Origin of the sequence: Acinetobacter junii (genome assembly GCF_018336855.1) — a bacterium.
In the GTDB taxonomy this organism is placed as follows: domain Bacteria; phylum Pseudomonadota; class Gammaproteobacteria; order Pseudomonadales; family Moraxellaceae; genus Acinetobacter; species Acinetobacter junii.
The window spans coordinates 3,084,623-3,097,757 of the sequence record NZ_CP059558.1 but is presented as its reverse complement, the minus strand read 5'-3'; the positions used below and the strand labels follow the sequence as shown (position 1 = coordinate 3,097,757).

The window sequence follows — 13,135 nt, the reverse complement described above, 5'->3', positions numbered from 1 at the left end:
TTAAGCGTATAGCTGTTCTAAGCGAGTGTGTGCACGGACAATTGCAGCTTCAACTTGTTTAGGTGAAGTTCCTCCAATATGATCACGTGCATTCACTGAAGCTTCTAAAGTTAAAGCTTTGTCAAATACATCTGCTTCAATCAGATCAGAGAATTGTTGTAACTGTTCAAGAGAAAGCTCAGACAAATCTTTTTCTTCTGCTACGCCAAGAGCAACTGCTTTACCAACAATTTCATGCGCATCACGGAAAGCAACCCCTTTTTTAACAAGGTAATCTGCAAGGTCAGTTGCTGTAGAGAAGCCACGTAAAGCTGCTTCACGCATAATTTCAATATTTGGTACCAGTGCTGGAACCATGTCTGCAAAAGCCATAAGTGAGCCACGAACGGTATCAATTGCATCAAATAATGGTTCTTTGTCTTCTTGGTTATCTTTGTTGTATGCCAATGGTTGACCTTTCATTAAGGTCAATAAGCTAATCAAGTCGCCAAAAACACGACCTGACTTGCCACGTACTAATTCAGGAACATCTGGGTTTTTCTTCTGTGGCATGATTGAAGAACCAGTACAGAAGCGATCAGGAATATTCACAAACTTGAACTGAGCTGAAGTCCATAGAATTAGTTCTTCAGACATACGTGATAAGTGCATCATGATCAAAGATGCTGCGGCATTAAATTCAATGGCAAAATCACGATCTGAGACTGCATCGAGAGAGTTTTCTGAAACGGCTTCAAAACCTAATAACTCAGCGGTATAGGCACGATCAATTGGGTAGGTTGTACCAGCTAAGGCTGCTGAGCCGAGTGGCATACGATTGACACGTTTACGGCAGTCTTGTAAACGTTCGGTGTCACGAACAAGCATTTCAAACCAAGCTAATAAGTGATGACCAAACGTCACAGGTTGAGCAGTTTGTAAATGAGTAAAGCCGGGCATGATGGTATGCGTATTTTGACTTGCTAAACTCAGTAAACCTTTTTGTAAGCGAAGCAATAAGCCTAAAATGTCATCAATTTCATCACGTAGATATAAACGAATATCTGTTGCGACTTGGTCATTACGACTGCGACCTGTATGAAGTTTTTTACCTGTGATGCCAATACGTTGAGTCAGACGAGACTCAATGTTCATGTGGACATCTTCTAAATCAATACGCCATTCAAAATTTCCAGCTTCGATTTCTGCTTTAATCGTGCTTAAACCTTGAATAATGTCATCACGTTCAGCTTCAGTGAGTACACCAACTTTCGCTAACATGGTTGCATGAGCAATAGAGCCCGCAATATCTTGTTTATAAAAACGTTGGTCAAATTGCACAGATGCTGTAAATTCTGCAACAAATGCATCCGTTGCTTCTGAGAAGCGACCGCCCCACATACCAGAGGTTTGATTAGGGCTTGCTGAAGATGAGGATTGAGAAGATGTGGTCATGGCGGCTCAGTAAAATAAAAAAGAGTATAGCAAATCCAAACGCAGATGCCGAAACTCGACGCAAGAAGTTATCGCAATCTCGTCAGATGAATTCATCAGGCACGTATTTTTTTACGAAAATTGGTCAATGGCAACACTTATTAGAACTAATTGTTGCAAGTAATGTATTGGCAATGGTTTTAGCATTGGCGGAAGCTCGCTCTTGGCATGCTTTGGAAGGTATTCGCGTTTTACAATACACCTTTTTTATTAATTGGGTGATTTTATCTTTTTCCGCATTTGTCGATTATTTTCAGGATTTCTTTACTAAGTTAAGTCAAAAGGTCGCTTTGACTTTGGGTTTTGTTGTCCTGCAAATCATTGTGCTGCTTACAACTTGCGCTGTGAATATCATTCAGTTTTGGGCAGCTCGATCTACTGGTTTTTCCGAAGATGTCTTATTTCATGGCGTAAGTTTGCATTTGGGGTATGGTATTTTATTGGGTGCTTTTTGCTTACGTTATTTATATATGCGTGAGCAATGGTTGCGTCAGCAGTACAGTGAGTTAAATGCGCGTATTCAAGCGATGCAGGCACGGATTCATCCACATTTTTTATTCAATAGTTTAAATAGTGTGGTGAGTTTGATTTCAATAGATCCAGATAAAGCTGAAAATATGTTGATCAGTCTTTCTCGATTGTTTCGGGCCAGTTTTCAGGAGTTGAAACTGGTAAGTTTGGAGGAAGAAATTGATCTGTGTAAGCAGTATCTCAGTATTGAGAAAATGCGTTTAGGTGATAGATTAACCGTAGAATGGAATATTCAAGCGACACCAATTGAGTTAAAACGAGCGACTATTCCATTATTAACGTTGCAACCTTTGTTAGAGAATAGTATTTTTCATGGGGTGGAAAAAGTTTTACAAGCTTCAACGATTAGCGTATTGGTTGAAATATTGCAAAATCAAGTCACTATAGTCATTACTAACCCCTATTCTCACGATAAAATAAAATCCAGAACAGGGAATGGTATTGCAATAGAAAATGTTGAACAGCGCTTGAAGGCTTATTATGGGCCAGCTGTGAAATTTCAAGTGTATGGGGGAGTGTCGTTATATACGACTGTGGTGAGTTACCACGATCGAGTAAAATAATAAGTCCAGTTAACCATAAAAAATATGGATGATGTTAACGGTGACAAGGAGGAGAGGATGAAAGTTCTGATTGCTGATGATGAACCTCTCGCAGTAGAGCGTTTATCACGTTTAGTGACCCAGATGGGGCATGAAGTGATTGCGACAGCACATCATGGGCAAGATGTGTTAGATCATATTGAAAATGATTCACCAGATGTTGTTTTATTAGATATTCAAATGCCAGGGATGAATGGATTAGAGTGCGCTGAGCAATTGAGTCACTTGAACCCACGTCCTGCTATTATTTTTTGTACGGCATACGATCAACATGCATTGGAAGCATTCAAATTTCAAGCCCAAGGATATTTACTTAAACCTGTAGCCCAACAAGATTTACAGCAGGTTTTTGATAATTTAACTCAACTTACCCAAGCTCAAATGACGGGTTTAAAACAACAAGATCATATGTACGATACTAAAACTCAACGTCACCAAATTGCTGCGAAAACTTATCGTGGGGTCGAACTTATCCCTGTAGAAAATATTTATTATTTTTTGGCGGATCAGAAGTATGTCACCGTGCGCCATAAAAATGGCAGTGTATTGATAGACGAAACATTAAAAGATTTAGAGCATGAGTTTGCTGACCGCTTTATTAGAATCCATCGTAATGCGCTTGTTTCACTAGATTATTTAGAAGGTTTAGAGCTGGTTGCTGCTGGACAATACCAAGTTCGATTACGTGAACTTGAGGAGCGCTTGTCGGTGAGTCGCCGTCATTTACCAAGTCTAAGAGAGTGTATGCATCAACTATAATTTGTTGAAGCTAAGCTTGTTATGATCACTTTTTGCTTTTTTTGCTTGCATTTTTAAATGATCAAGTTAAGTTTGGAGCAATTGCTTTGATCAATACTTAACTTAGATTTATGAAAACTCTAAAAATTGCAACTCGACAAAGTCCTCTTGCACTTTGGCAAGCTGAGCATATTCGTGCTCGTTTAAATGAACTTTATCCTGATTTAACGGTTGAATTGGTTAAGTTTGTAACCCAAGGTGATAAAATTTTAGATACACCTTTGGCAAAAATTGGTGGTAAAGGTTTATTTGTAAAAGAGTTGGAAGCAGCACTATTGGATGGGCGTGCTGATTTAGCTGTACATTCAATGAAAGATGTTCCGATGCATTTACCTGAAGGTTTAACACTTGCAGTGATCTGTGAACGCGAAGATCCTCTAGATGCTTTTGTATCGAATCAATATGCTCATTTTGATGAGTTACCACATGGTGCGAAAGTAGGGACCTCAAGTCTACGCCGTAAATGTCAGATACTTCAGCAACGCCCTGATTTAGAAATTATTGATCTACGCGGTAATGTAGGAACACGTTTATCTAAACTCGATGATGGACTGTATGATGCGATCATTTTAGCGAGCGCAGGTTTAAAACGCTTAGGTTTGGCAGAGAGGATTCGCCATTGCCTCGCACCTACATTGAGTTTGCCTGCAGTAGGGCAAGGTGCTTTGGGTTTGGAATGTCGTGCAGATGATCAAGAATTACTGGAATTAATCTCTCCTCTTCAACATGAAGTAACTTCAATTTGTGTACGTGCAGAACGTGCATTTAATGCCTATCTTGAAGGCGGATGCCAAGTTCCGATCGCTGGTTATGCGATAATTACTCAAAATCAACTTCATATCGAAGGTCGAGTCGGTAGTGTAGATGGAAAGACGCTATTAAAAGAACAATTGTCAGGAGCATTGGATGAGGGAGAGCGATTGGGTGTGGTTTTAGCCGAAAAATTATTGGCACAGGGTGCAGGTGAGCTACTGAAAGCTTTATATTAAAATGTTATTCATCAATACGCGCCCTGAAGATCGAGCACATTCATTAAATCAAGCTCTGATTCAAGAGGGGATACAGGTTGAATCCTTGCCCTTACTTGAGTTGGTTGCTGAGCCATTTACAGTAGATTTGATGCAGTTGTATGATCAACTCAAGGCTTCGCAAGTGATCGTTGTTGTCAGTCCAACTGCTGTTGAGATTGGCATGCTGCATCTCAAGAATAGTGGGATTGATTTAGATCAACTTAAACATATTCAATGGATCGCGGTTGGGCAAGCCACAGCAGCAGCGCTAAAAACCTTTGGGATTGATAGTCTTGTTCCTGATGTGGAAAGTTCAGAAGGGATGTTGCAGCTACCGATACTTAGAGAACGTGTTGACTTAAATACAGTCGCCTTTTGGCGTGGGCATGGCGGACGTCAATTTATGATGCAACATTTGCAACAAACAGGCGTTAATATTCTCAACTTTATCCTTTATCGTCGCCAATGCCCTGAACTAAGTTTGACTAAATTTCCTAAACTCGTATCTCAATTGGTATCGCAACAACCAGTTTTTGTGTTGATTAGTAGTGAAGCAAGTTGGAGAAACTGGCAGCAGCTCACCGCACAGATTAGCAAAGAGTTGGATTGTATTTATTTAGTACTTGGTGAGCGTTTAGCTCAGGTATTGTGTCAAACGCAAAATCAAGTAGATTCTATATTGAAATATATTCAGTTAGAAACATTAGCACCATTAGAAATTATTCATTCTATTCAAGGCTGGCAAGGACAATCATGAGAAAAATTGCTTATTTCATATTGGTTCTGGGTTTAGTATGGTTGGCGAAACTCAGTTATGATGTTGCGCAATATTCTCAAACAATTCCTCAGCTTCAACAGCAATTGGTTGAATCACAACAACAATACTCTTTGTTAAATGACCAATTAGTCGGTTTACAACGACAACTGCAAGACAAAAACACTTCAAATACCACTAATAAACTTGTAACTACACCGATAACGATTGATGGTATTGCTCCCGCCGTTGTGATCAAGCAAAAACTACAATTAGTGCAGTTTGCGGTAGATCAGCAACAATTCATTTTTGCGCTAGAACAGTTGAATCAGTTGCAACAACAAATGGCTCAACATCAAGTTTCACCAGCATTGCAGCATGGTCTTATCAAAGCGATTGAACAAGATAAGCAAAACATTCAACAATATGTATTGCTGCAAACTCAGCAGCGTCAGCAGTTTGATACGTTGTTGCAGTATTTAGATCAGCAGCTTCAGCAAGAAATGCAGAAACCCGATATTCGACTGCAGAAAAACAGTGAGCGTTCATGGTGGCAATGGTTCAAATTTGAAAAGGTGCAACGCACTCCACCAGACTTAATCCAACGAAGTATCTTACTAAAAGAGGCTCAATTAAGATTATTACTTGCAGAGCAAGCATTACATCTAAATCAAGCCACTGAATATCGTAAGTCAATGCAAGAAGTTATGCTACTTTTAGAGGATTTGCCAGATCGTAGTAGTCAGCAAATGAAACTACGTGTGGAGAAAATGCTTAATCTTCCCGTCGTTCCTGCTCCGAAACTAACGACTCTCGGTTTGCTAGGGTAGTCCGATATGAAGCATTTATTGAAGATATATTTCCTTGCAATCCTTAGCTTATTCGCTATTTTTTCAGTCTTTAGCTATGGTTACGGTAGTGGTTACGCTTATATCTATTGGCGGGACTGGCAGTTTCAAAGTAGCTTTTGGGGATTAGTAACCTGCTTTATTCTTGTGAGCTTCATCGCTCAGGCAGGATGGTTGTTAGCAAAAAGATATCTCGCACAACAGCAAAGACAGAAAGATACAATTCTTCGATTTAAAGATTTACATCCTTATGAGCAGCTTGGCATCGTTTGGTTATTAGATGCTGCCAAAGATCAGCAAGTGTTCATTGAGCGTGTTTTCACACAGTCAGGTTTGCTGAGTAATATCGTTGATGCTCAATTTGATTATCGCAATGGTGATTATGAAACGGCATTGATGAATCTAGAAAAGTCAGCCCCTATGGCTTTTGAACTTGCTGAATTGCTTAGAGTGGATATTTTTCTAGAGCGACAAGAAACAGAAAAAGCACTTACACATTTGGAATTTCTCGCACAGCATCAACTATCCCCTTGGCTAAGCGAAATTGAAACGGCATATCAGCAAAAAATAACCAGTTTGTGGGGTAAATTGGCCTTACAAAGGCCATGGGTGTTTTTACAAAGTACTCAACATGGGCTGCTAGATGCAGAACATCGTGATCTTTGGTTGCAGCAATTATTAATTCAATTTGATCAAGCTACTGTCGATGATTTAGGTGCACTTCAACAACGTTACATGATGCTGCATTCAGAAATCAAAGCACGGCCGTATACCAGTAAAGTACTTTGGTTAAAATTATTGGCTCGAATGCCTGAAATGAGTGTTCAGCACGAGGAGCTTGCCTTACATCTATTGCAAGAGCATTTTGATCCTGAAGTATTTTATTTGTGGTTTCAACAACAGCTACTTAAGCAAATTCCTGATTATGCTTATGTTGAACAACGAATTATGGAGTTGGAGCAAAAATATACCAGCGTTCCAATGCTGGCTTTTGCAAAATGGCATATATTTATGGCGACAGATCGCCAGACTGAAGCAGCACAATTGTTGGATTTATATCCTGATAATATTTTAATGAGTTATTTAAGGATTAAATCCACCTTGGGTGATGATTCTGATTTAATCAGACAGTTGAATTTAATCTTTGAAAATGATGTTAATTTTCTTAACTTTAAGATATGAGTGAAATAATGAAAGAGCTGTCTGTCTATCCAGTAATTCTTGAGCAAACTGTTGCATGGGGGGATATGGATGCTTTTGGACATGTAAATAATGTTCAATATTATCGATATATTGAAAGTGCACGAATTGCTTATTTAATGAAATTAAATATATTCGATGAGGTTATATTGACGGTTGTTGCTTCGAGTCAATGTAAATATTTAAGCCCAGTATTTTATCCTGATGTGCTGCATATTGGTGCAAGAATTGAAGAGTTAAGAAATAGTGCGTTTAGAATGCATTATGTTTTATGGAGTCGTGATCAAGCTCAAGTGGTTGCAACTGGTGAGGCAGTCATGGTGTGTGTTGGCAAACATGATTCAAAGAAAATTAATATACCAACCGAGATTCGTAATCGTATTATAACGTTGGAATCAAGTGTTGGGCATCATATTGAATAATATGTAAAGACAGTTATGTATAATTTTATCTAAGTCATATTTATTGAGTTGTATCGAGGTGCAATTCAATAAATTTTTTAAAATAAAGCTTACTTATAAATCTAGATTAAGTTTATTTTAAGGTGGGTTTTGAATTGATATTTTAAGAAATAATAACAATAAAATACGAAGTTAAAAGAATGGTAAAATGTGCTGTAATATTTGATGTGAACAAAGTTTCTTTGTTTTATTGTAAATAATAGCTGATTTAAGTGAATGCTGTGATTAAGTTGACTATTTTAATATTGATTATCTAATTACATATAAATTAATATTGAGTTGAATTTTTAATTCATTTTATTTTTTGAGTGATATATTTCCCTTTTGAGTTGGAGTGGTTCTAATGAAACCAGATATTAGTGATTTATCTGTTGAAGATCTCAAGCGTTTGCAAGCTGAAGCTGAAGCTTTAATTGCAAGCAAAAAAGATCAAGCAATTGAAGATGCTTATAATCAAATTATTGCGATTGCTGAAAACGTTGGATACAGTGTGGAAGAGCTTTTGGAGCTTGGTGAGCAAAAACGTAAGAAAACAACCCGTAAAGCTGTTGAGCCGCGTTACCGTAATAAAAATAATGCAGAAGAAACTTGGACAGGTCGCGGTAAGCAACCTCGTTGGTTAGTTGCAGAATTAGAGAAAGGTGCAAAACTTGAAGATTTCTTAATCTAAGTCAAGTTTTAAAGTCATCGTATTGTCATAAGGTGATTTTATCCTTTATTAAAAAGCCAGGCTTAAAAAGCTTGGTTTTTTTATATGAGAGAATTGGCGATGTTGAAAAAGTATGCATAATGTCAATCAGAGGGCGAGTGTCTCGACAAGGATGATATTTTGCGTGTTGGTAAGGGTGGAATGAAGAAAAAAACAAAACAATGGAGATGGTGGGTTTTCGCCGTTTTTGCATTCTTAATTTTTATTATTTTACAAATTCCAGCAACATGGTTAATTGCTAAGTTTTCTAAAGATAATCAAATATTACATAATGTTAGTGGCAATATCTGGCAGGGGCAGGCGGATTGGCAGCGTGGTCAATTACGAGGAACTGTCCATTGGAAAACTAGACCTCTAGATTTATTGTTATTACGTGTTGGTGCAAATCTCGATATACACAGTGGAAATACCCAATTTAATGGTGTTTTTGGTTATGGTTTTGGTAAAAAAATCATGATCAAGAATCTTCAAGGTGAAGTTTCACCTGAAACCTTAAAGTATTTTGCAAATTGGCAGTGGCCTGAGAACGCGATTCAATTAAAAGATGTTCAGTTAAATTATCAAAAAGAAAAAGGATTTAGTGCTGCGGAAGGGCAGCTAAACTGGGGTGGTGGTGAATTGAATTATACGTTCGGTCAACGTCAAGATCGTATGAATATGCCTTCATTAATGGCTGAAATAAAAGATGAAAATGGTCAGCTACAAGTAGATGTACGTGATCAGCGCAGTCAAAAAATGGCAAATCTAAGTTTAGACCCTAGTTTGATGCTTGATGTGCAATTGACGCAACGAATGCTTTTGAATATTCCATCATATGAAGGAAAAGCTGGTTTAGACACTTACGTGATTAGCTCACGTCAACCACTCATGCAGGGTGGCTTCTGATGAAACAATTTGCTCAAAAGATTCAACAATTGAGATGGCAGAAGTTAGACAAGCTAGGTGCGTTGGTGTTGGTAATATTAGTGCTATGGCTATGTTGGAAGTTGGCTTCCTTATTTTGGTTTGTTGTCGCACCACCGCAGCCGATGCAGTTTGATCGAGTTGAGTTGGGTTCGCAGCAAGCTCAAGTACCCAACATTAGTTCGTTTGCATTATTTAACGAACCCGCAGCAGTTTCTGCTCAAGATAATGTTAATTTAGAGTTGCAGGGTGTTTTGCTAGGTTATCCAAGTTATTTATCCTCTGCTGTCATTAAACTCAATGATGTTGCTGAACGTTATCGTGTCGGTGAGACGATTGGCTCAACGTCCTACCAACTTGCAGAGGTTTATTGGGATCATGTGATTCTTAGGCAAGGAAATGGTGCTACACGAGAAGTTAAATTCAAAGGTCTTGAAAACGGCTTATATCAACCGATAGCACCCGTTTTAAATGAGAGTATGAATAATCAGTCAACTCAAATGCAGCCTCAGGCACCTTCTCAAAGTTCTCCGCAATCTGCTTTAGGTCAAGCCATACAGCAGATGCAAGATAATCGAGAGCAGTATTTAAAAAATATGGGTGTGACCGGCGGCGGTTCAGATGGTTATGAAATCTCTGATCGAACACCATCGAACTTGAAAAACACATTAGGTTTGCGTTCAGGTGATCGTATTCTGTCGATTAATGGTCAAACTGTTGGGCAAGGGCTAAGCGAAGTACAATTATTAGAGCAAGTACGTCGTGAAGGGCATGCCAAAATAGAAATAAAACGTGGTGATCAAGTGATGACCATACAACAAAGTTTTTAGTGATAACACGTCACCACATAAGTTAGGAATAAGTGCAGGTTATGGCTTTTTTAAATCATCAACGTCCACTTTGGGCATTACTTGCCGCAGCACCTTTAGCCGCGTCAATCAGTACCCATGTGCAAGCACAAACATGGAAGATCAATTTACGTGATGCGGACTTAACAGCATTTATTAATGAAGTTGCAGATATTACGGGGAAAAACTTTGCGGTTGATCCTCGTGTACGTGGTAACGTCACGGTGATTTCAAATAAGCCTTTAAATAAAGATGAGGTTTATGACCTATTTTTAGGTGTTTTGAATGTTAACGGTGTTGTGGCTTTACCATCGGGAAATACTGTAAAACTTGTTCCTGATAGCAATGTGAAAAATTCTGGTATCCCATATGATTCACGCAGTCGTGCGGGTGGAGACCAAATCGTTACACGTGTGATTTGGCTGCAAAATACCAACCCTAATGATTTGATTCCTGCACTTCGTCCTCTGATGCCACAATTCGCGCATTTAGCTGCTGTAGCAGGAACAAATGCGTTGATTGTTTCTGATCGTGCTGCAAATATTTATCAGTTAGAAAATATTGTGCGTAATCTTGATGGCACAGGTCAGAATGATATTGAAGCGATTAGTTTGCAATCAAGCCAAGCGGAAGAAATCATTGGTTTGCTAGAAACGATGAGTGCAACGGGTGCATCTAAAGATTTTATTGGCTCACGTGTACGCATCATTGCGGATAATCGGACTAATCGCATTTTGATTAAGGGTGATCCTGATTCGCGTAAACGTTTACGTCAAATGATCGAAATGTTAGATGTGCCTTCAGCAGATCGTTTGGGCGGTTTGAAGGTTTTTCGTTTGAAATACGCCAGTGCAAAAAACTTAGCTGAAATTTTGCAAGGCTTAGTCACAGGTCAATCGGTTTCATCGTCTTCAGCATCAAATAATGCAGGTTCATCAAATAATCCAATCAATAATCTTGTTTCAAACAATCAAAGCTCAAATTCAACATCTGGATCATCTTCCTCGATTTCCACGCCTTCAATTAATTTGAATAGCGGCTCAAATAATCAAAATGCAGGTGTTTCAAGCTTTAATGGAAATGGTGTTAGCATTATTGCGGACAGTACGCAGAATGCATTGGTAGTTAAAGCGGATCCTCAATTAATGCGTGAAATTGAGGCAGCGATTCAGCAATTAGATATACGTCGTCAACAGGTGCTGATCGAAGCGGCAATTATTGAAGTTGCTGGTGATGATGCAGATCAATTGGGTGTTCAGTGGGCATTAGGTGATATAAGTAGCGGTATTGGATTAATAAACTTTACTAATGTTGGGTCTAGTTTATCAAAACTAGCTGCTGGATATCTGACAGGTGGAGCGGCTGGTTTGGGTTCTGCAATTGGGGCTGGTTCTTCGATTGTGGTGGGTGACTATAAAGAGGGTGCGAATGGTTCGCGTAAGCTTTATGGTGCATTGATTCAGGCGCTAAAAAGTAACACGAAATCCAACCTTCTTTCCACACCATCTATTGTGACGATGGATAATGAGGAAGCCTATATTGTTGTGGGTCAAAATGTACCATTCGTAACAGGTTCTGTGACGACTAATAGTACAGGTGTAAATCCATACACTACTGTTGAGCGTAAGGATGTGGGTGTAACGCTAAAAGTTGTACCGCATATTGGTGAAGGTGGTTCTGTTCGGTTAGAGGTTGAGCAAGAAGTCTCTGCTGTACAGGAAAGTCGCGGTCAAGCAACTGATTTGGTGACCAGTAAGCGTGCCATCAAAACTTCGGTTTTAGCTGATCATGGTCAAACGGTTGTTCTGGGCGGTTTGATTTCCGACAATTCAATCCATTCGAGACAAGGATTGCCTGTCTTAGGCGATATTCCTTATCTTGGTCGATTATTCCGTGCAGACAGTAAAACCAATGAAAAACGTAATCTCTTGGTTTTCATTCACCCAACGATTGTTGGTGATTCGGATGATGTGCGTCGAATTTCTCAACAACGTTACAATCAGCTTTATAGCTTGCAGCTAGCTATGGATAAAAATGGTAATTTTGCTAAGTTACCTGAAAATGTGGCTGATATTTATCGTCAACAACCGTTAAATACTACGTCACCGTATCAAAAGGTTCCAACAGCAACACAAAATCAAAGTAGTGTCGTCACTACACCTGTAGCGACTATAGAACCCCAGGTACAACAGCAATCTATTCAGCTGCCAGCAAAATCGACTGAGCGTAGTAAGAATACAGTGACAACTACGACGATTCGTTCGGCATCTTCACAGTAGATGCACAGAAGACCTTATGTCACAATGTTAAAATTGAGAGAAATTTTATAAGGATATGCATCTATGACTTGGAAACTACAAGCCATTACGGGTGAATTTACGGGGCAAGAGATTAGCGTAGAGCGTGATATGTTAGTTGGTCGTCATCAAGATGCTGACCTTTTGTTGCAATCTGCTGATATTTCTCGTCGACATGCTGCCTTGTTGTTGAAAGATCAGCAGCTTTGGGTTCAAGATTTGAATTCTTCAAATGGCACATTTATCAATGATTTGAAAATTGAACAAGAAACAGAGTTGCATGATGGGGATATTTTGCAATTTGCGAGCTTTATGTTTTCTGTACTTGCACCTGTTGATGCTGAATTGCCTGAAATTGAAGCAGAGCCAGTGCCATCAACATCACACGACCAAGGTATGCCGAGTATAGCTGAACGTGCTGTCGAAACTCCAATTAGTCGTGATGGAATGCCGCAGCAAGTTGCGATTCCAAAGCCTGCGCCGATACCACAAGGTGTTGATGTGCAGTCGACTTTAGAGCAACAACCTATTCCATTTGAAGAGCCTGTATCACGAGTGGCACAAGAAGTTGAGCAACAGAAAAATGCATCTGTAGGTTTGATTTCAATTATCGTGCTGATCATTTTGGCTGTGATTGCTTGGCTGTTCTTTAAATAATTACGCGAAGCTTTTACAATCAGGGCATACCATGAGCGTATGCC

Annotated in this window: 13 protein-coding genes; 12 read left to right on the top strand and 1 reads right to left on the bottom strand. The window is 39.1% G+C overall.

The features are described 5' to 3' along the window. On the bottom strand, positions 1-1,434 hold the full coding sequence (gene argH / locus H2677_RS14340; protein ID WP_125299568.1) for an argininosuccinate lyase: 1,434 nt from the start codon (positions 1,432-1,434) through the stop codon (positions 1-3). Between argH and H2677_RS14335 the strand changes: the two genes are divergently transcribed. The 12 genes from H2677_RS14335 to H2677_RS14280 all read left to right on the top strand — a co-directional run bounded on the left by H2677_RS14335 (position 1,425) and on the right by H2677_RS14280 (position 13,091). Beyond that, positions 1,425-2,567, top strand: coding sequence for a sensor histidine kinase (locus H2677_RS14335; protein ID WP_005403540.1), 1,143 nt, complete (start codon positions 1,425-1,427; stop codon positions 2,565-2,567). The genes argH and H2677_RS14335 overlap by 10 nt on opposite strands. A gap of 57 nt (positions 2,568-2,624) precedes the next feature. Then, complete coding sequence (locus tag H2677_RS14330) at positions 2,625-3,365, top strand: LytR/AlgR family response regulator transcription factor (protein ID WP_004916982.1); 741 nt, start codon at positions 2,625-2,627, stop codon at positions 3,363-3,365. Between the two features lie 110 nt (positions 3,366-3,475). Further along, the gene (gene hemC / locus H2677_RS14325; protein WP_099949318.1) at positions 3,476-4,393 is read left to right on the top strand and encodes a hydroxymethylbilane synthase; all 918 of its coding nucleotides are present in this window, start codon (positions 3,476-3,478) and stop codon (positions 4,391-4,393) included. 1 nt (position 4,394) lies between these two features. Then, on the top strand, positions 4,395-5,171 hold the full coding sequence (locus H2677_RS14320; protein WP_212638804.1) for a uroporphyrinogen-III synthase: 777 nt from the start codon (positions 4,395-4,397) through the stop codon (positions 5,169-5,171). After that, positions 5,168-5,998, top strand: a complete 831-nt coding sequence (locus tag H2677_RS14315) for a hypothetical protein (protein ID WP_212638803.1) — start codon at positions 5,168-5,170, stop codon at positions 5,996-5,998. Before H2677_RS14320 ends, H2677_RS14315 begins: the two co-directional genes overlap by 4 nt. A gap of 6 nt (positions 5,999-6,004) precedes the next feature. Next, positions 6,005-7,198: a hypothetical protein gene (locus H2677_RS14310; protein WP_004957381.1), complete on the top strand. Its 1,194-nt coding sequence runs from the start codon at positions 6,005-6,007 to the stop codon at positions 7,196-7,198. Positions 7,199-7,206: 8 nt separating this feature from the next. Further along, positions 7,207-7,638, top strand: coding sequence for an acyl-CoA thioesterase (locus H2677_RS14305; RefSeq protein WP_212638802.1), 432 nt, complete (start codon positions 7,207-7,209; stop codon positions 7,636-7,638). A gap of 382 nt (positions 7,639-8,020) precedes the next feature. Continuing rightward, the gene (locus H2677_RS14300; protein ID WP_004958548.1) at positions 8,021-8,347 is read left to right on the top strand and encodes an H-NS histone family protein; all 327 of its coding nucleotides are present in this window, start codon (positions 8,021-8,023) and stop codon (positions 8,345-8,347) included. 180 nt (positions 8,348-8,527) lie between these two features. Then, entirely contained in the window at positions 8,528-9,271 is a 744-nt protein-coding gene (gene gspN, locus H2677_RS14295) for a type II secretion system protein N (protein WP_035336641.1), read from the top strand. Further along, positions 9,271-10,119: a type II secretion system protein N gene (locus H2677_RS14290; RefSeq protein WP_212638801.1), complete on the top strand. Its 849-nt coding sequence runs from the start codon at positions 9,271-9,273 to the stop codon at positions 10,117-10,119. The genes gspN and H2677_RS14290 overlap by 1 nt, the downstream gene beginning before the upstream one ends. A gap of 41 nt (positions 10,120-10,160) precedes the next feature. Next, positions 10,161-12,416 (top strand): type II secretion system secretin GspD, encoded by a 2,256-nt coding sequence (gene gspD / locus H2677_RS14285; RefSeq protein WP_004957392.1) that lies wholly within the window; start codon positions 10,161-10,163, stop codon positions 12,414-12,416. 63 nt (positions 12,417-12,479) lie between these two features. After that, positions 12,480-13,091, top strand: a complete 612-nt coding sequence (locus H2677_RS14280) for an FHA domain-containing protein (protein WP_099949312.1) — start codon at positions 12,480-12,482, stop codon at positions 13,089-13,091. Positions 13,092-13,135: the final 44 nt, after the last annotated feature.